Here is a 25851-nt window from a genome sequence, read left to right as displayed (position 1 = left end):
GGCTGGTGTATTAAGGCCTAAGATCACACAGTGTGGTTTAGCTTAGCTTACCGTGACACTGTTTGTACTTCTTACCTGAACCACAAGGACAAGGTTCGTTACGGCCTACCTTACGACCTTCACGTACAAAAGGTTGACCATTTTCATCACTCTGGCCTTCCGCTTGTTCCTCTTCGGACATACCTGAGCTTTGTGCATGTTGATAGCTGTACTGCTGAGCGGCCTCCGCCTCACGACGACGACGCTCCATCTCCTCAACATCAGCTTCCTGCTGCACCTGTACATGACTCAGGATACGAATCACATCATGCTTGATGTTGGACAGCATGGACTGGAACAGCTCAAACGACTCGCGCTTATATTCCTGTTTCGGGTTCTTCTGAGCGTAACCACGCAGATGAATGCCCTGACGCAGATGATCCATCGCAGCCAGGTGTTCTTTCCAGCGCTGATCCAGTACCTGCAACAGCACCTGTTTCTCAAACTGGCGGATAGTTTCTTCACCCACATGCTCTTCTTTAGCACGGTAAACCTGAGTCAACTCTGCCAGAATCTTCTCACGCAGGGTTTCTTCATACAGCCCCTGATCTTCATCCAGCCATTGCTGAACAGGCAGACGCAGAGCGAACTCTGCTTCCAGATTCTGTTCCAGACCAGATATATTCCACTGCTCGGGCATGCTTTGCGGTGGAATATAAGTATCAATGGCATCGTTCAATACATCAGCGCGGATAGAATCGATCATATCCGCCAACGACTCGGCTTTCAGCACTTCATCACGCTGCTGATAAACTACGGTACGCTGATCGTTAGACACATCATCGTATTCCAGTAGCTGCTTACGAATATCGAAGTTACGCCCCTCAACCTTGCGCCGGGCCTTCTCAATCGCATTGCTCACCATGCGGTGTTCAATCGCTTCACCCTTCTCCATGCCCAGCGCCTGCATAAAGCCACGCACACGGTCAGAGGCAAACAGTCGCATCAGATCATCTTCCAGGGACAGGAAGAAACGGGTAGAACCCGGATCACCCTGACGGCCAGAACGACCACGTAGCTGGTTATCGATACGACGGGATTCGTGACGCTCGGAACCTACTACGTGCAGACCACCTGCTGCCAGTACCGCATCATGGCGTTCTTTCCACTCTGCTTTGATCTTGGCGATTTGCTCTTCGGTAGGATTATCCAGCGCTTCAACATCCGCTTCCCACTTACCGCCTAAAACGATATCGGTACCACGACCCGCCATATTGGTAGCAATGGTTACTGCCCCCGGACGGCCTGCCTGCGCAATCACACCTGCTTCACTGGCATGCTGTTTCGCATTCAGTACGTTGTGCTTAACACCGGCTTTCTTCAGCAAACCACTAACGTATTCCGAAGCCTCAATGGATGCAGTACCAACCAATACAGGGCGCCCCTGTTCGATCTCATACTTTACATCCTTGATCACCGCTTCAAATTTCTCTTCCATGGTCAGATAGACCAGGTCGTTACGATCTTCACGCTGAACCGGTTTGTTGGTTGGAATTACCACCACATCCAGTGCATAGATCTGGCGAAACTCAAATGCTTCCGTATCTGCCGTACCTGTCATACCTGACAGCTTGTCATACAAACGGAAATAGTTCTGGAAGGTGGTCGAAGCCATAGTCTGGCTTTCGTTCTGAATTGCTACACCTTCTTTTGCTTCCACCGCTTGATGCAGGCCTTCAGACCAACGGCGTCCCGGCATGGAACGACCTGTGTGCTCATCAACGATAACAATCTCGTTGTCTTGCACCAGATAATGTACATCACGCTGGAACAGGTTGTGAGCACGCAACCCCGCGTTAATATGATGCAGCAGGTTCAGATTAGACGGCGAATACAGACTCTCACCTTCCGGTAGCAAGCCCTCTTTGTTGAGCAAATCCTCAACAAACTGATGGCCTTCTTCTGTCAACTCAACAGTGCGCTGTTTTTCATCTTTGATAAAGTGGCCTGTGGTCGCGCCCTCTTCACCCTCTTCCCCTTGTTCTAACATAGGGATCAGACGATTCACTGTACGATACATATCGGTGTTATCTTCGACAGCACCAGAGATAATCAGTGGAGTCCGGGCTTCATCAATCAGAATGGAGTCCACCTCATCCACTACAGCAAAATTCAGTCCGCGCTGTACACGATCTTCAAGACTAAACGCCATATTGTCGCGCAGATAGTCAAAACCAAATTCATTATTGGTGCCGTAGGTGATATCACTGTTGTAAGCCGCACGTTTCTGCTCGGGCATCATGCCAGAGACAGTGACACCAACGGATAACCCCAGGAACTCATACAGAGGACGCATCCATTCAGCATCACGACGAGCCAGATAGTCGTTCACAGTAACAACGTGTACGCCTTTGCCTGTCAGAGCATTCAGATAAACTGCCAGAGTCGCTACCAAGGTTTTACCCTCACCGGTGCGCATCTCTGCAATTTTGCCACTGTTCAGGGCCATACCGCCGATTAACTGGACATCAAAATGACGCATGCCCATGACACGGCTACTGGCTTCGCGACATACCGCAAATGCTTCTGGCAACAGGCTATCCAGGGTCGCCCCTTCATTCAGTCGCTCACGGAACTCTGGTGTTTTAGCCTGCAGTTCCTGATCGGATAACGCCTTAATTTGATCTTCTAAGCCATTAACCTTGCGGACAATCTTCCTTAACCGTTTCAGTTCACGGTCGTTTTTACTACCGATTATTTTTTTTAATAGAGATGCAACCATGGTATTTCTTCAGCAATGAGAAACGCCTTTGCGGCGTTAAGGCTTGGAAAGTAAATAAAATTCTGCCCGCATAGTAACACGTACTGATGCGGGCAGAAATGATTCTATAGAGGGATTTCAGCGGCTAGCTCGGTAAATGAATTTTGATGGGTTCACCGCCCGGCCTTTATGCCTGACCTCATAGTGAACGTGAGGCCCGGTTGATCGCCCACTACTTCCCATCAGGGCCAGTGTTTGCCCCTTACCGACAATATCACCCGGTTTTACCAAAGCTTTTTTATTGTGAGCATAACGAGTGGTATAACCACCACCATGGTCTACTTCAACCAGCAGCCCATAGCCGTATCGCGGTCCTGCCCAAGTAACAACACCTGCAGCAACTGCGATAATATCAGAGCCATCTTTACCAGCGAAGTCGACACCTTCATGCCACGCTACACGACCAGTAAAGGGGTCTGTACGCTTGCCATACTTAGAAGAGAGCCACCCTTTGCGAATAGGGCGGCCAGCAATAAAGACATCATCCTGTATTTTTCGGTTACCCAGTAAAGCTTCTATTACTTCCAGTTGCTGTTCACGGTCATCAATAGTCCGTGCGAGTTCATCAATGGTGGTGATGAAGTCATCCAGCTCGACTTCAACCCCCAGTTCATTCGCTTCCGGGCCACCTACTGGCGGAGTGCGGTCAAAATCAAACTCGCCTTCATCCAGATCCGCAATATGAGTCAAGCGCTTACCCAGCGCATCCAGACGGACTAAGCGAGCTTGCAGCTCAGCCATACGGACGGTCAAGGCATCCAACTGATCCTGGGAATGTTTACGGATTTTTTCTACTTCAGCTTTCTGACTACGCATATCGTCTAGCAATTGACGCGTTGATTCTTCACTGAGCACCTGGGGCTCTTGATTCATCATATAATAAAGCGCGCCACCACCAAGCGTCAGAGGCATCACGATAAATATCGAGAGTAAAAATACGATCATAACTCCCGAAATTTTCAGGTGTTTTGATTCTGTATTTTTATTATTTACAATAACGATATTCATCAAGTTGACCTTAAATTATTTCCGTATATTAAATACTTATTTAACTTGACCATGGGCCAGGCACAGTATATGCGAACATCGCGCTCGACAAAACGGCTGAATGAGATAATTCACAAAGAAAACACCCTGTTATGCAAACTATTTCGTAAAAGCGCTTTCTTACGCCAGCTCAATGCTGAGATTAGTGTTTTTCTACCCACCAGCCTTCAAGATCAGTGCCAAGTTGCCAATATCTCCCGTACAGAATTAACTCTGCATGTACGGTCGGCTACCCTGCTAACCCGCTTACGACTGATCCAAAAGCCATTATTGAATCAGATAAACCAATATCACTCATGGGCTAATATCAGCAAATTAACCGTAAAAGTAAGGCCTGAACGAAAAAAAAACGCGACAATGGCAAGTCATCACTTACAACGCAATCAATTTATTGCCGACACCATAGAGGAAACGGCCAGTCATTGCCACGATAAGGGGCTGCAAGATGCTTTGCATAGTCTTGCTCGTCATATCACACATCCAGAAAGAGACGGGTAATAGAACAAAGACAGTGTATAAATAATAAAGCCTCCGACAGGAGGCTTTATTATTTATCCGATTGTGTTTTCAACACGCCATTGAACTCATGACCTGTAGCCAGTCAAATACTACACTGCGGCGGCAGGTTTCATATAAGAGATTGGGGAAGACTCTGCTTCTTCAAATGTAATCAACTCGTAGCACTCTGGATGCGCCAGCAGTTCACGCAACAGCTTGTTATTTAAGCCATGGCCAGATTTATAACCGCGGAACTCACCAATCAAGCCATGCCCCAGCAGATAAAAATCACCTATAGCATCCAAGACCTTGTGGCGTACAAACTCATCTTCATAGCGCAGACCGTCTTCATTCAGAATACTATACTCATCAACAACGATGGCATTATCCATACTGCCGCCCAACGCTAAATTCTTGGAACGCAGAAACTCTATATCCTGCATAAAGCCAAAGGTACGGGCACGGCTCACTTCTTTTACAAAAGAAGTGCTGGAAAAATCGATTGTGATATCCTGCTTTTGGTTACTGAACACCGGATGATCGAAATTAATACCAAAAGATACCTTGAAACCATCATAAGGCAGAAAACAAGCCTGCTTATCTCCCTCAGAAACTTCCAGTTTCTCTTTAATACGGATAAAACGCTTAGCCTTATCCTGCTCACAGATCCCTGCTGACTGAATCAGGAAAACAAAAGGTCCCGAGCTGCCGTCCATAATAGGTACTTCTGCTGCACTGACTTCAACATACAAGTTATCAATACCCAAACCCGCCAAAGCAGACAGCAAATGCTCGATGGTCCCTACTTTAACGGAGCCTCTGCTAATGGTAGTGGATAGAGTTGTCTCGCCGACATTAGTGGCCGTCGCTTTTATCTCCACGACCGGATCAAGATCCGTACGGCGGAAAACGATACCAGTATCAACAGCGGCTGGACGCAGGGTTAAATATACTTTCTCACCGGAGTGAAGGCCTACGCCTGTTGCACGAATGGTATTCTTTAGTGTCCGCTGTTTAATCATGCCTGCTTCTTTCGTCTTAGATGGATTACCCTAATATTAACAAAAACCCGCCCCTAACAGCTATCAGGTTCGAGCACCTTTTGTATAACTTACGCCGAAAACACTTATTTAATCAGCTTGGCGACGTAAAAATGCCGGGATATCCAGATAATCCATATCAGATTTACTTTCGGCTTGTTTTTTCATCGCTGCAGCTTCCTGAGCTTTGCGATTAATAGCAGGCTGACGGTCCAGCTTAGTATAGTCAGTCGGAGCTGAGCTGGAACCAGCCGCTGTAGCGGGCTGCCGGGCTTCAACCGGAACGGTATCTGGTGCAACAGCTGTAGCACGTGGCTCTGGTTTCTTTTCTTCTACAGGAACAACAACCTGCTCTTCAGGTCTCTCAGCACGCCCCATATCAGGTCCAAGGCCCGCTGCCACAACAGTCACTTTAACCTCATCGTTGTCATTCATCTCAGGATCAATGGAGGTACCGATTACGACAGTTGAACGTTCAGACGAGAACTCATCCAGCAGATCACCCACTGCGGTGAATTCACCGATAGAGAAATCAGAACCAGCAGAAATATTAACCAGAATGCCACGGGCATCACGCAGATCAATATCTTCCAACAGAGGACTGCGAATTGCTTTCTCCGTCGCTTCAAGTGCGCGATTCTCACCACTGGCAGAACCCGACCCCATCATTGCCATGCCTTTTTCAGACATCACCGTACGGACGTCTGCAAAGTCAACGTTAATCATACCAGGACGAGTGATCAGATCGGCAATACCCTGTACTGCGCCCAGCAGCACATCATTTGCTGCGCCAAACGCTTGGAGAAGACTGGTATTTTTACCAAGCGCGGTCAGCAGTTTTTCATTAGGGATGGTGATCAGAGAATCAACATGCTCAAACAGGGCTTTAATCCCTGCTTCTGCAATGGCCATACGCTTACGGCCTTCAAACGGAAACGGCTTAGTTACAACGGCAACGGTTAGAATACCCAGCTCACGAGCCACTTCAGCAATAACAGGTGCACCACCTGTGCCTGTACCACCGCCCATGCCTGCTGCGATAAATACCATATCAGAACCTGACAGAAGCTCTGCAATACGCTCACGATCTTCCAGTGCAGCCTGACGCCCCACTTCTGGGTTAGCACCAGCACCCAAACCTTTAGTCAGCTCACTACCCAGTTGCAGAATGCTTTTCGCTTCTACTTTTTTTAGCGCCTGGGCATCTGTGTTAGCCACAATAAAATCGACACCATCTACATTGTGTCGAAGCATGTGGGTAACCGCATTACCGCCACCGCCGCCGACACCGACAACTTTGATGACAGCATTGGCATTTGCTGCATTATCTAAAATTTCAAACATTATCCAGTCTCCTCAAACTCACAAAACGCAGCTCTGTCAGAAGTTACCCTTAAACCAGCTCTTGATTTTATCAATCACACCGGAATCGTCATCAACCTGATGAGGTGTATTATGACTTTTTACAGTCGTAACAGGTTGCTCTTCGACATAACGACCTGCTGTCGAAACCGCATCACTGTTTGCTAAACCGTATACCAAAAGACCTACACCTGTAGAGTATATAGGATTTCCAACCACATCGGATAATCCCTTAATATTACTTGGCGAAGCAATTCGCACCTGCATATGGAAGATCTCTTCCGCTAACTGGGGTACACCTTCCATTTTGGATGTACCACCGGTTAATACGACACCTGCTGGTATTAAATCTTCATAGCCGCTTCGGCGAATCTCATCACGCACCAAAGTGAACAGTTCATCATAACGAGGTTCAACCACTTCAGCCAGTCTCTGGCGAGACAATTCCTGAGGTTCACGATCCCCTACACTTGGCACCTGAAACACATGCTCTTCACTCGCTAACTGTGTCAGGGCACAAGCATATTTTATCTTAATTTCTTCAGCATTCTGAGTAGGAGTTCTCAAAGCCATCGCAATATCATTGGTCACCTGATCCCCTGCAATAGGAATGACCGCTGTATGCTTGATAGCGCCTTCAGTGAAAATGGCAATATCTGTCGTACCACCACCTATATCAACCAAACAGACGCCAAGATCCTTCTCATCCTCACTCAGCACAGCATAACTGGATGCTAATTGCTCTAAAATAATGCCATCGACAGCTAAATTGCAGCGGTTCACACACTTGGCAATATTCTGGATCGCGTTCACAGCAGCGGTTACCAAATGGACTTTTGCTTCCAGTCGTACCCCTGACATACCCAAAGGTTCTTTAATACCTTCATGATCATCAATGGCATACTCCTGTGGCAACAGATGAATAATTTTCTGATCCCCAGGGAAAGTAACAGCTTGTGCTGTTTCAATTACCCGATCAATATCTGACTGTGTCACTTCACGGTTAGTGGTACCCACTACACCATGAGAGTTCTGACTCTTAATATGACTACCCGCAATACCGACAAAAACCGAGTGAATATTACACCCGGCCATTAATTCAGCTTCTTCCACTGCACGTTTAATCGATTGCACTGTGGACTCAATATTGATCACCACCCCTTTTTTCAAACCTCGGGATGGGTGGGAACCGATACCGACAATCTCAATATCACCATCAGCCAAACGATGACCGACAATGGCAACCACTTTTGATGTTCCGATATCAAGCCCGACAACCATATTGTTATTTGTCATCTCTGTTGCCATAAGCCGGGCATACTCCTCAAAACAATGCCGATAAAAACTAAAGAAAAACCAAACCTTGCCGCTAGATTATAAATTCTCTTGCTGCCATTCAACAGCAAAACCGTTCGGATAGCGCATATCTATCAAACGGATTTGATGCCATCGATCGGCCAGATTTTTATACACCGACGTCAGGCGTGCAATTTTCTGTTCCCTGTGATCCTTACCAAGCAAAACCCAAGGTCCATCTTTAATATGCAATGACCATGCACCGTGGCTGGCCATAGAGAGTACATCGGGCTCTAACCCTTGCCCTGACAGCTCTTTATGAAGCTCACGATATAAACGCCAAACCCGCTTTTCGCTACCCACAGGGCCTGCTAACTTTGGCAAATCATCAAAGTCAGGCGATGATTTCGGGAAAAAGGGCACTAGATTAGAATCCAAAAGGCCATTTTGCAACCAATTTGCGATAGCTCTCTTCTCGGTTATCCTTAATTCTAACTGCTCCGGCCAGATCCGGCTGGCCTGAGCTGAGTGTACCCAGGGTAGTCGTTCTACCGATCTCTCTACTTCACCCAGATCAGCGGCCAGAAAACCTGGAGCCAATGTTTTGGCCAATACATATTGTAACGCTCGCGTATCCGTATGCTCCAGCTTGCCTTGCACTCTCACGTCACTAACCGGCCACTCGAGCAACGGCTGGACAAATTTGTACCCCCCCGCAAGAGCAACAAACAGAAGGGTTAATACAATGGGGTTCAACCAATCCAGCCTAATCAGACGTCTGCTCAACTTACATCAGCCTCTGACTTAGCCGTTGTGATAACGCTTTTGAGCGGCATCGATAATTGCCAAAATAAGTTCAGCAAAACTATAGCCTGCCGCTTTTGCGGCCATAGGCACCAGGCTATGATCAGTCATACCTGGCAAGGTATTGACTTCCAGCAACTGAGGTTTACCCTCTTGATCAACCATCACATCAACACGCCCCCAGTCGCGACAACCCACGGCATTAAAAGCTTCCAAAGCCAGAGTTTGTAAAGCCTCTTCTTCTGTTTGATTTAAACCACATGGCAATAGATAACGGGTGTCATTTACCAGGTATTTAGCTTCATAATCATAAAACTGATGATGGGTTTCCAGACCAATGACCGGCAGCGCCTTACCATCAAGAATCGAGATAGTGTACTCCCGCCCGGTCACCCACTCTTCAGCCATCACCTGACTATCCAGCTCAGCCGCTTTATCAATCGCTTCCTTCAGCTCTGAAAGCTGCTCAACTTTGGATAAACCAATACTGGAGCCTTCATGTACCGGTTTCACCATCATAGGTACTGAAAGTTGCTGCCAAATCACTTCCGGATCACTATCAGGCGTAATAATCTCATAAGCAGGTGTTGGTAATCCCAGGGTTTGCCAAATTTGTTTAGTTTTCAGCTTATCCATCGCCAGAGCTGAGCCCAGAACCCCACTACCGGTATAAGGGATTTCCAGACTATCTAACAGACCCTGAATGGTGCCATCTTCCCCGCCACGACCATGCAGCGCCAAAAAAGCAATATCAAACTGACTGTCCAGCAACTGCTCCAGCCAGTTATGTTGTACATCAATAGCGATGACATCTGTATTAACACTTTCCAGTGCCGCAATAACCGCCCGCCCACTTTTTAAAGAGACATCTCTTTCTGCGGAAGTACCGCCATATAACACAGCCACACGCATCTTATTGCTCTCCATCCTGCTTACCTAAGCCCTGGGCAGCTAAATCCACAGCTAAACCACCAATATCACCGGCACCTTGCAACAACAGAATATCACCATCCTGCAATACAGAACGCAGCACTTTTTTCAGTTCAGTTTTTTCTGGAATAAAGATAGGTTCAACCTGGCCACGCTCACGGATACTTCGACTTAATGCACGCCCATCGGCACCAGGAATCACTTCCTCTCCCGCCGCAAATACTTCCATCAAGAGTAACTTATCCACCCCAGATAAAACCTGGACAAAATCTTCATATAGATCACGGGTACGGCTAAAGCGGTGAGGCTGATACACCATCACCAGACGACGATCAGGCCAACCACAACGTACCGCCTGGATCGTTACTTCGACTTCTCGCGGGTGATGACCATAATCATCCACCAGCATAGCGCTACCCTTATCGTGTTCTAGCTGCCCCAGTATCTGGAAACGGCGCCCAACACCATCAAAACGCGCTAAACCATTGCAGATAGCCTGATCAGTCACACCTTCATCACTGGCCACCACAATAGTCGCCAAAGCATTCAAGGCGTTATGCTGACCCGGCATATTTAGCTTGATATTCAGATCAGCCATACCTTCAGGACGACGCGCTGTAAAACAAATTTGCTGACCATCCTGCTGGAAATTATCTACACGGTAGTCGGCATCTTCACTGAAACCGTAGGTGATGACAGGGCGACTGATCAGAGGCAATAACTCACGTACCACAGGATCATCGATGCAAACTACAGCCAGACCGTAGAAAGGCAGGTTGTGCAGAAAGTCGATAAAGGTCTGCTTCAGCTTACTGAAATCACCGCCATAGGTGGACATATGATCCGCATCGATATTAGTAACAATAGCGACCATCGGCTGTAAGTGCAGGAAGGAGGCATCGCTTTCATCTGCCTCGGCCACCAGATAACGACTCTCTCCCAAACGGGCATTGGCACCGGCACTGTTCAAACGACCACCGATAACAAAGGTCGGATCCAGCTCGTCTTCAGCCAGAACCGTCGCCATCAAACTGGTTGTCGTTGTTTTACCATGAGTTCCAGCCACAGCAATACCATGACGGAAACGCATCAGCTCAGCTAACATCTCAGCCCGGCGAACGATAGGGATGCGGTGCTCCAAAGCATAAGACACCTCAGGGTTATCGGTATTGATCGCGGTTGATACCACAACCACGTTAGCCCCAATCACATTGCCTTCTGTATGACCGATAAATACTTCAGCACCCAGAGCAGTCAAACGTTGTACAGCAGCCGAGTTCTTTAGATCTGAGCCAGAAATCTGATACCCCTGATTCAGCAGCACCTCAGCAATACCACACATACCTACGCCGCCAATACCCACAAAGTGAATACGACGAATGCGGCGCATCTCAGGCACCTGAAAACCTAATTTTTCTTCAGCCAAAACTACTCTCCAAACACTGCACAACAACCTCTTGGGTTGCTTGTGGCCGTGCAACTCTGCGGGCATTGCTACCCATCTGTATTATTCTTTGCGGCTCTCGGGACAGTTCGACCAACTGCTGAGCCAAAGTTTCCTGAGTCATCTCTTTTTGCGGCAATAAAATACCCGCCTCTTCATTCACCAAAAAACGCGCATTAGCCGTTTGATGATCATCGACAGCAGTCGGTAAGGGCACCAGAATGGAAGCTCGCCCTGCGGCTGCCAGCTCCGATACCGTTAACGCTCCGGCACGGCAAAGCACAACATCGGCCCATGCAAAGGCTTCATGCATATCATCGATAAACTCAATCACCTGAGCTTCACTACCAGCCTGGCGGTAGTACTCCTGAGTACTGTCCAATTTGCCCTTACCAGATTGATGACGCACTTCAGGCCTTAACTCTACTGGTATTTTTGCCAAAGCACCCGGCAAGCATTCATTAATCGCCTGAGCACCCAGGCTACCGCCCACTACCAATAGCTTAAATGGCGCTGTAATCGTCGACTTTGCCTCAATGGTAAACAGCGGCTCTCGTACTGGGTTGCCTGTCACCACTGCATCCACTTGTTGAAAAGCCCCAGGAAAGGCTGCGAAAGTGATACGGGCAAACTTACTTAACCAACGGTTGGTCATCCCCGCTACAGCATTTTGTTCATGAATAAACAGAGGAATACCCAGCAGCTTAGAGGCTAAACCACCAGGCCCACTGGCAAAACCACCCAGACCAACTACCAGATCGGGTTGATAACGCTTTAAGATGTTTCTGGCCTGTAATACAGTCTTAAGAATCAACCAAGGAGCAACCAGTTTACGCACTAGTCCCTTGCCGCGCAGCCCTACAACATCCACCTGATTCAGCTTAATTCCAGCCTCAGGAACCAATCGGTTTTCAATTCCCTGGTGCCCACCTAACCATTCAACGGTTAAGCCCTTACTCTGAAAGTCTTTTGCCAGGGACAACGCCGGAATCACATGACCACCAGTACCACCAGCCATTATCAGAACTTTCTTACCGGTTAGGTTTCTCTCTTGTGGGACAGCGTTATAACCACCAGCTGTAGTAGGGATATCCTTATTTGCGTCGACGGGCATAGTGCTCTCGCTTCTTTTCAATCTCGTTGGCTTTTTCTTCCAGGGTATAGCGGGCTTCCAGATCAACCCGTAACGCGATAGCCACCATAACACAACTAATCAATAAGCTACTGCCACCGTAACTCATAAAGGGTAGCGTCAGGCCTTTAGTGGGTAATAAACCGGTATTTACACCGATATTGATAAACACCTGAGCCGAAATAACCAGAGCCAGACCAAAACAGGTGTAGCAGTGGAACAGTAAACCGGTTTCACCGGCACGTTTGGCAATAGATACCATGCGATAAACCAGCACCCCATATATAAACAGAGTCAGCAGAGCACCTATTAGTCCCAGTTCTTCGGCCAGAATTGCAAACACAAAGTCAGTATGGGCCTCAGGCAGATAAAACAGCTTCTGAACACTATTGCCTAGTCCCAAGCCATTCCAACCACCGCGACCAAAAGCAATCAATGCCTGAGTCAACTGATAACCGGAATCAAACTGAGCGGCCCAAGGATCAAAATAGGTGGTCAGGCGCTTCAGACGGTAAGGCTGCATCAAAGCAATAGAGCCTGCCAAACCAACCGTTGCTATTAACAGCATCAGGAAGCGTTTCATGCCCACACCAGACAGAAACAGCACACCCAACATACTGCCCAGAATGACCACCGTTGCCCCGTAATCAGGCTCCATAATCAACAGCAGGCCCATAAAAACCATAACCGCCAATGGCTTAATAAAACCGGACCACTGCTCACGTACTTCATTCAGGCGACGCACCAGATACCCCGCCAAATAGACCATCATAAACAGCTTGGCCAACTCGGAGGCCTGCAGGTTAACAACCCCCAAAGAGATCCAACGGGAGCTACCATTCACCTCTTTACCGATCCCGGGCACCAACACTGCAATCAACAGCAAAAAGGCCAATAGAAGGAGTACGAAACTATTGTCATACCACCAACGCATGGGCACCAACATGATCATCAGGCCTAAACCCAACCCCATGATCAGATAAATACCATGACGTAAACTGAAAAAGAACGGATTGCCATAGCGGCTACCCGCCACTTCCATTGAAGCAGAGGTCACCATCAACCAGCCCAGGAACAACAGAAAGATCGCCGAAAACAGCAACCAACCATCCAAGCGCCGGGTCATCTCCCGGTTGACATAAGGCAGGTTTAACGCCGATGAGATTGGCGATAATTTCTCTGCCAGAGTCTGCTTCCAACTCGCTGAAAAATCAGGCTCATCATAATAAGGACGATTCGACTCATCATAGGCTGCCGTCAGCTCATCAATAGACGCTGAGGTATCACTAAAAGCGGGCCCGCCGTTATCGTACGACGCACCGGGCCTACGTTGAGCAGACTGAGACGAATGCAAGGAATCACTCTGATAGGAAGGATGCTCAGTGGACACCTGTCGACTCCTGCACGCCTTGCACATTTGGCAGGCTTGGCATCAATGCCTTTACGGCTTCGGCAAAAGCATGACCACGGGCGGCATAACCGGCAAACATATCAAAGCTGGCACAAGCAGGAGAAAGCAGCACCAGATCTCCTGGCCGCGCCAGTGTCTGTGCCGTTTTGACTGCACTGGCCATATCACCAGCTTTCTTCATCTCGATTGTATCGGGCAAAATATCCGCAATGTGTGGGCCATCACGACCAATCAGCACCACTGCACGGGCAAAGTCGAGTACAGGCTGAACCAGATCATCAAACACTGCACCTTTGCCATCCCCCCCCGCAATCAAAACAATTTTACCCTGAGCCTTACCATCAGCATCTATTGCCAAGCCTGGCCCCAGACCTTTTAGTGCAGCGACCGTTGCACCGACACTGGTGCCTTTTGAGTCATTGATATATTGCACCCCATCAATTTCAGCAACAGGCTGACAGCGATGAGGCAGACTTTCAAAACAAGTCAGAGCATCCAACATAGCATCCATGGGTAAACCGGCGCTTAAGCCCAGAGCCAGGGATGACAAGGCATTTTCCTGGCCGTGACGACCGGTCAATGTCATCTGATCAACAGGCAGTAGTATCTCTTCACCCAATGCCAGCACTGTGCCCCGATCTGTATCCCGAAGACCCAGCTGCCCTTCATCAGGACAATCCAAACCAAAAGTGATGCCATTAGGTATGCGTTGATGCACAGGTAAAGTCGCTTCATCTGCACGATTAACAACAGCATGCTGACAACCCACATAGATCCTTTGCTTTGCCAGGCCATACTCAACGATACCAGGATAACGATCCATGTGGTCTGGACTGACATTCAAAATAGTTGCGACTTTGGCATTTAAAGTATGGGTGGTTTCCAGTTGAAAAGAGGATAATTCCAGTACGTATAATGCTTTCTCATCCTGCTCCAGCAACTCCAGTACCGGCAAGCCGATATTACCGCCGACCCCTACGTTAATTCCTGCCTTCTCAGCCATAAAACCGACTAAAGAGGTAACCGTACTTTTAGCGTTGGAACCAGTAATAGCAATCACATCCGGCGCACTCAGGCCTTCGGAGCGTTTTCTATCAGCCAGTTCTCGGGCAAACAGCTCGACATCGCCCACTACAGAAACACCAAAGTGCATCGCTTCCGCTATAGCCGGTTCACTGATAGCAACCCCGGGGCTGACAACCAGTTCCTGAGCCTCTCTCAGAAGAGAACTATCAAGAGGCCCTAACCAGATCTCCAGCTCAGGAAATTCATCTTCCAACTGCTCCAACATAGGCGGCTTAAAGCGAGTATCAGCTACCGCAAAATCCACGCCTTTTTTTGCCAGATAACGAGCACAAGACAAACCTGTCTGACCTAAACCTATGATGACGGAGTGTGGCAAAACCTTATCCTCTTACTTATACTCTTGAGCCTATTTCAGGCTCATAACAGCCTACTGTTTTCGACAGTCTTTCTTCCTGAGCGACAACTGCGACAGGCTGCCCAGCAAGCGGAAACTGCGCCATTAGCGCAGTTTTAAAGTAGACAGCCCAATCAATACCAGAATGACCGTAATAATCCAGAAGCGAACAATCACCCGTGGCTCCGGCCAACCCTTTAGTTCAAAGTGATGATGTATTGGTGCCATACGAAAAATACGACGCCCAGTCAGCTTATAAGAGCCGACCTGTAAAATTACAGACACCGTTTCCATCACAAACACGCCGCCCATAATAAACAGCACGATCTCCTGACGCACAATCACGGCTACAACACCCAGCGCAGCACCCAGAGCCAAAGAACCCACATCGCCCATAAAAACCTGAGCAGGGTAGGTGTTAAACCACAGGAAGCCTAAACCCGCACCGGCAATCGTGGCACAGAACACCACCAACTCACCAGCACCTGCGATGTAAGGTATATTCAGATAGCTCGCAAACTGCAGGTGACCGGACAAGTAAGCAAACACACCCAGTGCCGACCCTACCAATACCGTTGGCAGAATTGCCAGACCATCCAAGCCGTCGGTCAGATTAACCGCATTACTGGTCCCCACAATCACAAAGTAGGTCAGAATGACAAAGAAGATGCCCATCTCCCAGGCAAAGTCTTTAAAGAAAGGGATAATCAACGAGGTCTCAGCCAGGCTTGGCGCAGTAGTAAACAGAAAAATTGCCGCTCCCGCACCGGTCACCGATTGCCAGAAATATTTCCATTTTGCAGGCAGACCTCGGGGGTTTTTCTCCACCACTTTGCGGTAGTCATCCACCCAGCCAATCGCAGCAAACAGCAAAGTGACCAGCAGTACCACCCACACATAGCGGTTACTCAGATCAGCCCATAACAGGGTACTGATCGCAATGGCGCTGATAATCAAAGCACCGCCCATGGTTGGCGTGCCATTTTTACTCAGATGGCTTTGGGGACCATCATTACGTACCGCCTGACCGATTTGAGCCTCAACCAGTTTGCGGATCATATAAGGGCCGAGAACCAGAGAAAATGCCAACGCGGTCAGCACCCCCAGAATAGCCCTTAACGTCAAATAACTGAATACACTGAATGGGCTGTAGTACTGGGCAAACCAGTCCGCAATAATCAGAAGCATGGGTCGATTTAATCCTAAATTATCGTTTTTATCGCTTAAGTTTGATCGCCTCCACTACAAGCTCCATAGCTGCTGCACGTGAGCCTTTAATTAATACCGTGCAATCCGCTTGTAGTTGCGTCATTAATTCTTCTATTAACCGCTCTCTGTCCCACCAATGGCTGCTACCAGCACCAAAAGCCAAAGAGGCTTGTTCACTGTCATCACCTAAAGTCAGCAAGCGATCAACACCGGCTCGTTTGGCATACAACCCCAGCTCATAGTGAGCCTCTGAGCTGCTATCGCCTAATTCACCAATATCACCCAGCACCAAAATCTGCTGACCGGGATAATCGGTCAGAGTATCTATCGCCACCCGAACTGAACCGGGGTTGGCATTGTAACTGTCGTTTAGCACAGTCGCACCCTTTAACCCGGTAACAGTCTGTAAGCGCCCGCTGACACCACAGAATGATTCTAACCCAGTCACAATCTGTTCCGCCTTAAGACCAATAGCAAAAGCCGCTGCCGCAGCTGCCAAGGCGTTAGAAACATTATGCCGTCCCGGCACCTGCAGATTAACCGTGACTTCACTACCGGAAAAACATAGCTCAAAGCTATAACCCAGATCGTTGCGGCGAATATTCCGGCTTGTAAGCCATTGAGTTCTCCCATTATCTGCTGCCATTAACAGCTCAAGCCGGCTTTTATTTTCACTCTCAGCACTGAACAGCATCACCTGACGCCCTCCAGCCTGCCGATACCATTGAGCAGCAAATGCATCATCGGCGTTAATCACCGCAATGCCACTATCACCCAGCGCCGTAATCAGCTCGCCTTTAGCCTGAGCGATATTATCCATAGAACCAAACTCACCCACATGGGCACCGGTGACATTCAGCACGATACCGACATGAGGTTGTGCCAGGGCTGCAGTATAGGCAATTTCACCCAGATGGTTTGCACCTAACTCAATCACGGCAGACTGATACTCCTCACTCAGACGCAGAAGGGTTAAGGGTACGCCAAACTCGTTATTCAGATTTCCTTGCGTGATCAAGGTGTTGCCTGTTTGCGTCAAAATCGCACCCAGCATCTCTTTAACCGTGGTTTTACCACTGTTACCTGTCACACCAATAACAGGTGAAGCAAAACGATCACGATTAAACTGACCGATTTGCCCCAGCGCCAGCTGAGTATCCGGCACCAGCCACTGCGGTAGACCACAGTCCTGTGACTCACTGACCACTAAACCCGCTGCACCTGCTTCAATAACCTGGGGAACAAACTGATGAGCATCAAAGCGCGCACCCTTAACAGCCAGAAACAGATCACCTGCTTCAACTTGGCGGGAATCTATCACCAGACGCTCAAATGCCAGATCACCGTTAATCAACTCACCGCCAAAACGCTGCTGTAACTCGGAAAAAGTAATAGCACGGATCACTTTGCTTCTCCCTGTGAGTTATTTTTTTGGGCTTGCTCTAAATACAACCGTTGAGCCTGTTTCGCTTGCTCAACATCATCAAAATCAAAACGTTCTGTGTCGATTTCCTGATAGGCTTCATGACCCTTCCCCGCCAGCAAAACCACATCATCAGCGTTAGCCAATAACAAGGTTTGTTGGATAGCCCGCTGACGATCCACTTCCACTAATACGGCAGGGTTGCTCAGCCCCCGGCAGGTATCAGCAATAATCTGCTGCGGATCTTCTGTGCGCGGATTATCACTGGTCACTACGACACAGTCCGCCAGTTTCTCAGCAGCCTGCGCCATCAGAGGGCGCTTACCTCTATCTCGATCGCCTCCACAACCAAAGACACACCACAGACGCCCTTGCAGATGCTCCCGCACAGCTCTCAGGGCATTGTCCAACGCATCTGGCGTATGAGCATAATCCACGACAACCTTAGGCGCTTGAAGCAGGCCACTATCCTGCGCCTGATCTACCTTTCGATCTTCTGCCTGAGCAGTAGTCACCAACTGCATGCGCCCCGGAACCGGTTTAAGCTGGCTCACGGACTGATAAAGCGCCTGAAGGTCAAAACCCAAACCGAGCAGGGTTAACAAAGCTGACAGTACATTGGCGATATTAAATTGCCCTAACAGAGGTAGATCTAATTGATGCTCCCCCCAGCGCCCTGCCAGTTGCAGCTGAAAACCTTCGGTTGTTGCAGTGATCTGCTGACAATAAAGATCTGCAGCGCTATTGGACAAACTGTAAGTCAAGCACTGCTCTGCACTGTGCTTTAGCATAATCTGCTCAGCAAAAGCATCATCAAGGTTGACTACAGCCAAGGGCAAACCTGGCTGCTGAAACAGTTTCAACTTAGCTTCACCATAGGCCTGCATAGAACCATGATAATCCAAATGATCACGACTGAGATTGGTAAACGCTGCGGCCGTAAACGGCACACCCGCGGTTCTCTGCTGGTCCAACGCATGAGAAGAGACTTCCATCGCCTGATGGTAAAAACCTTGCTGAAACAGCTGGTCCAATGTCTGATGTAAAGAGATCAGGTCGGGGGTGGTATGCGTTGCGGTTTTCAGGCTATCCAAGGCACCGATACCTACAGTGCCAATCACTGCGGTTTGCTTGTGCAGGCTTTCCAGCAGTTGCGCCAGATAGTGGCTAACCGACGTTTTACCATTGGTACCTGTAACGCCTATGAGGGTAAAACGCGGGTCATTAATATTGCTGGCTTCAAACAACCACTGTCCCAGGCGGCGGCGTAGATCTGTTAGCTCAACCACAACAGCCTGCTTATTATTTACCAGCCCATCATCGCCAACAGCGGGCTCAAACGAACACAGATCCTGATCAGACTCAACCAATACCAAGGCAGCACCTTGCTCAATAGCAGCAGGGATAAACCGACGTCCATCTAACTGACTGCCTTGCAGAGCAATAAACAGATCACCACTCTGCACCTGACGGGAGTCTAAACGCAGCTGTCCAGATAGATTATCTGGACAGAAGAAGTGCGGGAAAAGTGCTTGTAGAGCAGAACAGATACTCCGTAAGTAACGATCAGGCACAGGCTTACTGCTCCTCTTCTTCAATCTTATCAGGCGGCACATTCAGATAACGCAAAGCATTCCCCATAATGCGACCAAAAATAGGGGCAGCCACTTCACCGCCGTGATACTCCTGACCAGAAGGGCTATCGACCCATATTATGGTGACAATACGGGGATCACTCACCGGAGCAATACCGGCAAAAACAGCCATATATTCATAATCGTAGCCACCACTACTGCCGATCTTATGCACCGTACCTGTTTTACCCGCTACACGATAACCCGGAACTTTAGCACGAGTACCAGTGCCTCCCGGCAGAGTAACGGTTTCCATCATTTCAACAACGGCCTGAGCCATTTTTTCTGGCATCAGCTGCTCCGCTGGCAAAGCCTCAACACTTTTTAAAATACGCACCGGCTTTTTCAGACCTTTATTTGCAATCACCTGATAAGCCTGTGCCAATTGCAACGACGTTACTGAAAGACCATACCCGTAAGCCATCGTCGCAATACGAGCTTTCTCCCTTGCCCGCGGAATGACCAGAGTACCTACACCTTCACCAGGAAAACCTGAACCCGTGCTCTGCCCCAAACCCAACTGCTGCAGGAAATTAGCAACCGTGTCTTCTGCCATTGACAAAGCAATACGTGCAACCCCCACGTTACTGGACTTAGTAATAATACCTGTCATGCTAAGGTCACCGTAGTTACGAAAATCACGGATGGTTTGAGAACCCAAACGCATATACCCCGGCGCCGTATTAATCACATCATCAGCTTTATAATTACCACTGGCAATCGCTGCCGCAATGGTCAAAGGTTTAACAGTAGAACCCGGCTCAAACAGATCGATCAACGCACGATTCTTAGTCGCGGCCACATCCAACTGAGATCTGTCGTTGGGATTAAACGAAGGCTGGTTGACCATTGCCAATACTTCACCCGTCTTGGCATCCAACATCACAACCGCACCTGTTTTGGCGTTATGCTGATCCACTGCAGCCTTTAATTCACGATAGGCCATAAACTGCAATTTCAAATCAATAGTCAGTTCAAGGTTTTTACCGTGCTCCGGCTGCTGAATCATCTGCAGATCCCGAAAAACCAAACCACGCCGATCCTTCAAAATCTTCTTTTTACCGATCTCACCGGTAAGAAATTCATCAAACGCCAGCTCCAGACCTTCCTGGCCGATATCATCAATATTGGTAAAACCGACAATGTGGGCAGCCATTTCGTGGGCAGGATAGTAGCGCTTATATTCATGCTTGGCATAAACCCCTTTGAGCTTAAGATCAAACACCTCTTCTGCATCTGCCGGAATCATATGGCGCTTTAGATAGATAAAACCTTTGGCATTCTCTTGCGCCCACATCAGCTTACTTTTCAAGCTCGAATAGGGAATCGACAGTTTTTCTGCCAATTTACGAACTTGTGCATCAGTAGCATTAAAACGCTTGGGGTTGGCCCAAACGGTGGTCACAGGCGTACTGACCGCGAGAGGCTCACCGTTACGATCCAGAATCATGCCTCGATACGCAGGAATCTCATCAATACGCACACTGCGGTTATCACCCTGCTCCTGCAGGAACTCTCGGTCAGCAATATGCAACTGAATCATACGCCCCGCGAGCATCAAGGCAGCAATAGCAAGAACAATAAGGGCAATAGGATAACGAAAGCCTATAATGGCCGAACTAGGCTGCTCTCGCATTGGTGATTGTCCACTCATCGCAGGACCTGCATCTGTTCAGGGGTGACAGCCTGCATTTGAAGGGACTCACGAGCCAACTGTTCAATACGGTTAGGTGAAGCCAGGGTACTGCGCTCCAGCAGCAGCTGCCCCCACTCAACTTCATATTCGGTCTGCTGCTGCTCAAGGGCGCGCAACTCAGCATAGGCTAAACGGTTCTCATAGGCAGCAAAAACAACCCAGAGTGAAGATAACAATGTCACCACTGTTAAAAAAAGAAATAACCAGCCGGAACGGGGAATATGCCTGGGCAGCAGATGCAAAAGCTCACTTTTTGCTTTTGCCACCAAAGAAGGTTTAGGCTCCACATGACGGCGGGTTGCCCCCTTAGAATGTCCCTCTTGGCTCATACTGCGCTCTGTGTTTACCTGTCTGTTATACCCATTGATCAGAACCTACACAGATATTGGTATAACCTGCAAGCTCTGACCTAACCACCTGCGATATTAAACTTTTTCCGCCACACGCATAACCGCACTGCGTGAACGTGGATTAGCATCCACTTCCTGCCTGGAAGGCTTAATCGCTTTACCCACCAGTTTGAGACGGATATTCAACTGATCCTGAGTAAAAGGCACGCCAGGTGGCAAATGGGTATCCCCCTTGGCCATATCACGCATAAAGCGTTTAACGATACGATCTTCCAGGGAGTGGAAGCTGATTATCACTAAGCGGCCACCAGGCTTTAGCAGATCCAGCGCTTTATTCAGTGCAATTTCAAGGTCTTCCAGTTCACGATTGATATGAATACGAATACCTTGGAAAGCGCGGGTCGCCGGATGCTTACCTTTCTCCCATGCTGGATTAGCTTCTTTGATGATATGAGCCAAACGACCGGTGCGGGTAATCGGCTCCTGTTGACGCTCTGCGATAATAGCTCGGGCCATACGGCGGGCAAAACGCTCTTCACCGTAATCTTTCAGCACACGAATGATCTCACTTTCACTGGCACTGTTAACCCAGTCTGCTGCTGACTCACCGGCATCCGGGTTCATACGCATATCCAGCGGACCATCATTCATAAAGCTAAAGCCACGTTCAGCGTCATCCAACTGAGGGGATGATACACCCAGATCCAGCAGAATACCGTCCAGCTGACCGGCAACACCTTCGGACTCACTGTAGACTTCCATATCGGCAAAAGAGCCCTGAAAGATCTTAAAGCGACTTTCATTCTGTTCCAGAAGACGGGCTTCCGCCAATGCCAGAGGGTCTTTATCTACACCATACAGACGACCATCAGCATCCAGCTGTTCAAGAATGGCGCGGGAGTGGCCGCCCCGACCAAAAGTGCCGTCAACGTATAAGCCAGACGGAGACTGAACCAAAGCCTCAACGGCCTCGTTCAATAATACGGTCAGGTGCTGAAAAGCTTCTGTCATGATGAGTTCTGATCTGAGTTGGGTTTAAAGCCGGACCTAACCCAGCCACACAGCCCTGAAGGCCGTGTGACTGAGATAAGCAAAAATGATGTGGAGTTGGCCGATAAGCCGGGTTCTGTCGAGGACAGTCATTCCTCTAGGATCTGCGTCACCACAGACCTCAAGCAACCTACCCGAACCCAGTGCGGGCCGCACCTTTGGGTTCCTATTTGGTCTTGCTCCGAGTGGGGTTTACCATGCCACGAACTGTTACCAGTCGCGCGGTGCGCTCTTACCGCACCCTTTCACCCTTACCTGTACTCCCCAAAAGGAGCCATCGGCGGTCTACTCTCTGCTGCACTTTCCGTAGGCTCGCGCCCCCCAGGCATTACCTGGCACCCTGCCCTATGGAGCCCGGACTTTCCTCCCCCTCTATAAAATAGAGGCAGCGACTGCCTGGCCAACTCCAAGCGGGCTAGGATATAAGGATAAGGGTATTCAGACAACTAATTTTTGTCTTGTTTTGCAACCATGCTTTTACAATAGCAAAGGCATAACAAATCTACTTTTGCACCTGAAGGGCAAGCGCCTGCTGATACAGCGCATTTTTCTTTAACCCCGTAATCTTTGCTGTCAGTGCCGCCGCCTGTTTTACCGGCAACTCTTCCAACAACACGTTAAGCACATGCTCTGCAGCGATAGCTTGCTCTTCGTCATCAGATTCCACTTTAGCACCGGCCAACACCAGTACAAACTCCCCCTTGCGCTGATTAGCATCCTGCTCAACCATAGTAATCACCTCTTCCAGTGAGCCGGATAAAAAAGTTTCAAAGGTTTTAGTCAGCTCACGGGCCAGAGTGATCTCACGTGCACCACCCAGTACTTCAGCCATATCTTTCAGGCTATCCAGCACACGGTGAGGAGACTCATAAAACACCAGAGTACGGCTTTCCCGCTCTAACGCTTTCAGCTGTTTTTTACGCCCACTGCTTTTCGCCGGTAAAAACCCCTCAAAACAGAAACGATCCGTAGGCAAGCCTGCTGCTGACAAAGCAGCCACCATGGCACAGGCACCAGGCACAGGAACAACAGGAAAACCAGCCTTACGCACTGCTTGCACCACAACAAAACCAGGATCTGAGATCAGCGGTGTACCTGCGTCGGACACTAATGCAATGGACTTACCCGCCGATAACTCAGCCAACACTTTTTCCACCCGTTGATGCTCGTTATGGTCATGCACGGAAAACAAAGGCTTATTAATGACAAAATGCATCAACAGCTGTTTTGTATGGCGGGTATCCTCAGCCGCCACCAGATCCACAGAACGCAGAACTTTCAGAGCACGCTCGGAAATATCAGCAAGATTACCAATCGGCGTGGCAACCACGTACAATACAGCCTCGGACATTCTATAAACCTGTGTTATTTAGTTTGAAACGTTAATCAAAAAGAGTTTGACTATGCCTGGACATATCCTGCCGCTTAACCTGCTCGCTCGCCGCTTGAAACCGCACACCCGTCTGCTATTAACAGGTTCATTGGTTGCCATGCTCAGTGCATGCGGCACAACAGCTCCCAGGCAAACGACAGGAGAGCTGCCGCACCAGCAAAGCTCTACACGCTCGATTAGCGCAGATGAGCTTCTCGCTCTTGCAGAAAACAGCCACTTCGAACAAGCTCAAATCTACCGCTTTAAAGCTGCAGAGATTTTAGCACAGGAAAGCAAGTCAGAAGCAGCTTTACGCCTGCTGAACAAAATTCAGGCCGACCGACTGCCTCTTGAACTTCAAAAGCGCTTTGTCTTTCTATCCTCTCGACTCAGCCTGGAAGCAGGTGAAAGTTGGCAAGCACTGCTAACGCTGAATAACACAGGCATATTCATATACGATCGCCTCAGTCCGACAGAACAACTGATTTTGACCCAGTACCGCGCTCAGGCCTACAGCATGCAAGGTAACTACGAACTGAGCGCCAGAGAATACCTCACTTTATCTCAACAGCAGATCGGTAAAAACCAACAACAAGCTTATGAAGGCCTTTGGCAGAATATACTCAATATCAGCCTGGATGACCTGCGCCTTCTACTGGCCGATGAAACCAATTTTGAGATGCGTGGCTGGCTTGATCTGGCCAGAATGCGTAAAGAAGCGGCCGCCAACCTGGATCAATTTGCCCTTGAGCTCAGCCGCTGGCAGAGCGAATGGTATGATCACCCTGCAGCCCTGAGTCTTCCTAAAGATATGGCACTCCTGGATGAAATCAGCCGCAACCCCGTACAACATATCGCCGTTTTTCTCCCTCAATCAGGCAACCTTTCCCGTGCAGGACTTGCCATTCGGGAAGGCCTGATGGCTGCCAGCCTGGACGCCAAAGCCCAGGGAGCCAAAACCTCTCAACTTAGCTTCTATGATAGCAACACCATGAGCCTGGATGAGATGTATCGTAAGGCGAAAGCCGCTGGTGCCGAAGTCGTTGTAGGCCCACTAACCAAAGACAAAGTCAGTGCCTTGCAACAAAGAAGCCGACTACCCTTGCCAACCCTGGCATTAAATTACGGCACCCAAAACCAGAATAACAATAAGCAGTTATTCCAGTTTGCAATCTCCCCGGAAGATGAAGCCAATCAAGCCGCCAAAATCTCCTGGCAGGATGGCCACAAATCCGCACTAACCTTGACAGCAAACAGCGACTGGGGCAGCCGGGCGCTCAGCGCCTTTGACAAACAATGGCAACAACAAGGCGGCAAAGTCGTAGGCGGCACCCGCTATAGCAGCGAAAGTAATCTGGCCATCAGCATCAAAGAGATGCTTGAGGTGGACAAGAGCGAAGCACGCTTAAAACGTATGCGTACAATATTAGGCACCAATCTGGAGTTTGAACCTCGTCGCCGCAAAGACGTGGATATGCTTTTCATGGCAGCCACACCTGCGATTGCCCGCCAGGTCAAACCCGCATTAGCCTTTTATTACGCCAGCGATCTACCGGTTTACGCCACGTCACACCTGTACAACGGCAAGACAAACCAAACCCGTGATATTGATCTAAACGGCATTAATTTCTGTGATATCCCTTGGTTTTTAGAAGAGAGTTCAGGTCTGAAATTCACCATCGACAACTCCTGGCCAATTGATACCGAGCGTTACGGCCGCTTGTACGCCATGGGTGTTGATGCACTACAGCTGGCCGGTCGCCTATTACTATTGGAAGCAATCCCTGGCAGCAAAGTCTATGGCGCGACAGGCGCGCTGTCCCTGCGCGAAGATCGCAGCATTGAGCGCCAATTGCAGTGGGCCACCTTTATTGAGGGCCAACCCGTACTACGCCATCACCTCAGCACACCCAGCAGCTAGTACGACTTAAAT

Annotated in this window: 20 protein-coding genes and 1 other RNA gene; 2 read left to right on the top strand and 19 right to left on the bottom strand. The window is 49.0% G+C overall.

All coding sequences use genetic code 11. The features are described 5' to 3' along the window. Window positions 1-37 precede the first annotated feature (37 nt). Both secA and H579_RS0120735 read right to left on the bottom strand, forming a co-directional pair. Entirely contained in the window at window positions 38-2761 is a 2724-nt protein-coding gene (gene secA / locus H579_RS0120740; RefSeq protein ID WP_028302243.1) for a preprotein translocase subunit SecA, read from the bottom strand. A gap of 117 nt (window positions 2762-2878) precedes the next feature. Further along, window positions 2879-3808, bottom strand: a complete 930-nt coding sequence (locus H579_RS0120735) for a M23 family metallopeptidase (protein ID WP_028302242.1) — start codon at window positions 3806-3808, stop codon at window positions 2879-2881. 51 nt (window positions 3809-3859) lie between these two features. On the opposite strand from H579_RS0120735, the gene H579_RS30180 reads away from it, so the two are divergent. Continuing rightward, window positions 3860-4345: a DciA family protein gene (locus H579_RS30180; RefSeq protein ID WP_084624266.1), complete on the top strand. Its 486-nt coding sequence runs from the start codon at window positions 3860-3862 to the stop codon at window positions 4343-4345. 110 nt (window positions 4346-4455) lie between these two features. Here H579_RS30180 and lpxC read toward each other — a convergent pair whose 3' ends face one another. From lpxC to rsmI, 17 genes are all read right to left on the bottom strand, one after another. Continuing rightward, window positions 4456-5367 carry a UDP-3-O-acyl-N-acetylglucosamine deacetylase gene (gene lpxC / locus H579_RS0120725; RefSeq protein WP_028302240.1) on the bottom strand — a complete coding sequence of 304 codons (912 nt, stop codon included), beginning with the start codon at window positions 5365-5367 and terminating at the stop codon, window positions 4456-4458. A gap of 108 nt (window positions 5368-5475) precedes the next feature. Further along, on the bottom strand, window positions 5476-6729 hold the full coding sequence (ftsZ, locus tag H579_RS0120720; protein WP_028302239.1) for a cell division protein FtsZ: 1254 nt from the start codon (window positions 6727-6729) through the stop codon (window positions 5476-5478). 36 nt (window positions 6730-6765) lie between these two features. Next, window positions 6766-8043, bottom strand: a complete 1278-nt coding sequence (ftsA, locus tag H579_RS0120715) for a cell division protein FtsA (protein ID WP_036567096.1) — start codon at window positions 8041-8043, stop codon at window positions 6766-6768. Window positions 8044-8121: 78 nt separating this feature from the next. Beyond that, on the bottom strand, window positions 8122-8829 hold the full coding sequence (locus tag H579_RS0120710; RefSeq protein ID WP_028302237.1) for a cell division protein FtsQ/DivIB: 708 nt from the start codon (window positions 8827-8829) through the stop codon (window positions 8122-8124). A gap of 18 nt (window positions 8830-8847) precedes the next feature. Continuing rightward, window positions 8848-9774, bottom strand: coding sequence for a D-alanine--D-alanine ligase (locus H579_RS0120705; RefSeq protein ID WP_028302236.1), 927 nt, complete (start codon window positions 9772-9774; stop codon window positions 8848-8850). Next, complete coding sequence (gene murC / locus H579_RS0120700; protein WP_051228134.1) at window positions 9761-11167, bottom strand: UDP-N-acetylmuramate--L-alanine ligase; 1407 nt, start codon at window positions 11165-11167, stop codon at window positions 9761-9763. The genes H579_RS0120705 and murC overlap by 14 nt, the downstream gene beginning before the upstream one ends. Before the next feature lie 28 nt (window positions 11168-11195). Continuing rightward, a complete protein-coding gene (gene murG, locus H579_RS0120695) occupies window positions 11196-12335 on the bottom strand; it encodes an undecaprenyldiphospho-muramoylpentapeptide beta-N-acetylglucosaminyltransferase (protein ID WP_084624264.1) in 1140 nt (379 codons plus the stop codon). After that, window positions 12316-13743, bottom strand: a complete 1428-nt coding sequence (gene ftsW, locus H579_RS0120690; protein WP_245583327.1) for a putative lipid II flippase FtsW — start codon at window positions 13741-13743, stop codon at window positions 12316-12318. The genes murG and ftsW overlap by 20 nt, the downstream gene beginning before the upstream one ends. Then, entirely contained in the window at window positions 13733-15166 is a 1434-nt protein-coding gene (murD, locus tag H579_RS26900) for a UDP-N-acetylmuramoyl-L-alanine--D-glutamate ligase (protein ID WP_051228122.1), read from the bottom strand. Before murD ends, ftsW begins: the two co-directional genes overlap by 11 nt. Before the next feature lie 123 nt (window positions 15167-15289). Beyond that, window positions 15290-16372, bottom strand: coding sequence for a phospho-N-acetylmuramoyl-pentapeptide-transferase (mraY, locus tag H579_RS0120680; protein WP_028302232.1), 1083 nt, complete (start codon window positions 16370-16372; stop codon window positions 15290-15292). Between the two features lie 28 nt (window positions 16373-16400). After that, the gene (locus H579_RS0120675) at window positions 16401-17798 is read right to left on the bottom strand and encodes a UDP-N-acetylmuramoyl-tripeptide--D-alanyl-D-alanine ligase (protein WP_028302231.1); all 1398 of its coding nucleotides are present in this window, start codon (window positions 17796-17798) and stop codon (window positions 16401-16403) included. Further along, entirely contained in the window at window positions 17795-19390 is a 1596-nt protein-coding gene (locus H579_RS26895; protein ID WP_051228119.1) for a UDP-N-acetylmuramoyl-L-alanyl-D-glutamate--2,6-diaminopimelate ligase, read from the bottom strand. Before H579_RS26895 ends, H579_RS0120675 begins: the two co-directional genes overlap by 4 nt. A 4-nt stretch (window positions 19391-19394) precedes the next feature. Next, window positions 19395-21104, bottom strand: coding sequence for a peptidoglycan D,D-transpeptidase FtsI family protein (locus tag H579_RS0120665; protein WP_028302230.1), 1710 nt, complete (start codon window positions 21102-21104; stop codon window positions 19395-19397). Further along, window positions 21101-21475 carry a cell division protein FtsL gene (ftsL, locus tag H579_RS0120660; RefSeq protein ID WP_051228116.1) on the bottom strand — a complete coding sequence of 125 codons (375 nt, stop codon included), beginning with the start codon at window positions 21473-21475 and terminating at the stop codon, window positions 21101-21103. The genes H579_RS0120665 and ftsL overlap by 4 nt, the downstream gene beginning before the upstream one ends. A 96-nt stretch (window positions 21476-21571) precedes the next feature. Beyond that, the gene (gene rsmH, locus H579_RS0120655) at window positions 21572-22507 is read right to left on the bottom strand and encodes a 16S rRNA (cytosine(1402)-N(4))-methyltransferase RsmH (protein ID WP_028302228.1); all 936 of its coding nucleotides are present in this window, start codon (window positions 22505-22507) and stop codon (window positions 21572-21574) included. A gap of 88 nt (window positions 22508-22595) precedes the next feature. Beyond that, window positions 22596-22954, bottom strand: an RNA gene (gene rnpB, locus H579_RS28205) — RNase P RNA component class A. Between the two features lie 94 nt (window positions 22955-23048). Then, window positions 23049-23897 (bottom strand): 16S rRNA (cytidine(1402)-2'-O)-methyltransferase, encoded by an 849-nt coding sequence (rsmI, locus tag H579_RS0120650; protein WP_028302227.1) that lies wholly within the window; start codon window positions 23895-23897, stop codon window positions 23049-23051. A gap of 52 nt (window positions 23898-23949) precedes the next feature. On the opposite strand from rsmI, the gene H579_RS0120645 reads away from it, so the two are divergent. Next, entirely contained in the window at window positions 23950-25839 is a 1890-nt protein-coding gene (locus H579_RS0120645) for a penicillin-binding protein activator (protein ID WP_028302226.1), read from the top strand. The last annotated feature ends 12 nt before the right edge of the window (window positions 25840-25851 follow it).

It is taken from the genome of Oceanospirillum beijerinckii DSM 7166 (assembly GCF_000422425.1).
GTDB lineage: Bacteria > Pseudomonadota > Gammaproteobacteria > Pseudomonadales > Halomonadaceae > Oceanospirillum > Oceanospirillum beijerinckii.
The sequence above is the reverse complement of the archived record's forward strand: the minus strand, read 5'-3'. Positions and strand labels throughout refer to the sequence as shown.

What these genes read in the sequence shown, in the direction of transcription:
- secA (WP_028302243.1), bottom strand. Translation starts at nt 2,761, where the DNA reads ATGGTTGCATCTCTATTAAAAAAAATAATCGGTAGTAAAAACGACCGT.
- H579_RS0120735 (WP_028302242.1), bottom strand. Translation starts at nt 3,808, where the DNA reads ATGAATATCGTTATTGTAAATAATAAAAATACAGAATCAAAACACCTG.
- H579_RS30180 (WP_084624266.1), top strand. Translation starts at nt 3,860, where the DNA reads ATGGGCCAGGCACAGTATATGCGAACATCGCGCTCGACAAAACGGCTG.
- lpxC (WP_028302240.1), bottom strand. Translation starts at nt 5,367, where the DNA reads ATGATTAAACAGCGGACACTAAAGAATACCATTCGTGCAACAGGCGTA.
- ftsZ (WP_028302239.1), bottom strand. Translation starts at nt 6,729, where the DNA reads ATGTTTGAAATTTTAGATAATGCAGCAAATGCCAATGCTGTCATCAAA.
- ftsA (WP_036567096.1), bottom strand. Translation starts at nt 8,043, where the DNA reads ATGACAAATAACAATATGGTTGTCGGGCTTGATATCGGAACATCAAAA.
- H579_RS0120705 (WP_028302236.1), bottom strand. Translation starts at nt 9,774, where the DNA reads ATGGAGAGCAATAAGATGCGTGTGGCTGTGTTATATGGCGGTACTTCC.
- murC (WP_051228134.1), bottom strand. Translation starts at nt 11,167, where the DNA reads ATGCGCCGCATTCGTCGTATTCACTTTGTGGGTATTGGCGGCGTAGGT.
- murG (WP_084624264.1), bottom strand. Translation starts at nt 12,335, where the DNA reads ATGCCCGTCGACGCAAATAAGGATATCCCTACTACAGCTGGTGGTTAT.
- mraY (WP_028302232.1), bottom strand. Translation starts at nt 16,372, where the DNA reads ATGCTTCTGATTATTGCGGACTGGTTTGCCCAGTACTACAGCCCATTC.
- H579_RS0120665 (WP_028302230.1), bottom strand. Translation starts at nt 21,104, where the DNA reads ATGAGTGGACAATCACCAATGCGAGAGCAGCCTAGTTCGGCCATTATA.
- ftsL (WP_051228116.1), bottom strand. Translation starts at nt 21,475, where the DNA reads ATGAGCCAAGAGGGACATTCTAAGGGGGCAACCCGCCGTCATGTGGAG.
- rsmH (WP_028302228.1), bottom strand. Translation starts at nt 22,507, where the DNA reads ATGACAGAAGCTTTTCAGCACCTGACCGTATTATTGAACGAGGCCGTT.
- rsmI (WP_028302227.1), bottom strand. Translation starts at nt 23,897, where the DNA reads ATGTCCGAGGCTGTATTGTACGTGGTTGCCACGCCGATTGGTAATCTT.
- H579_RS0120645 (WP_028302226.1), top strand. Translation starts at nt 23,950, where the DNA reads ATGCCTGGACATATCCTGCCGCTTAACCTGCTCGCTCGCCGCTTGAAA.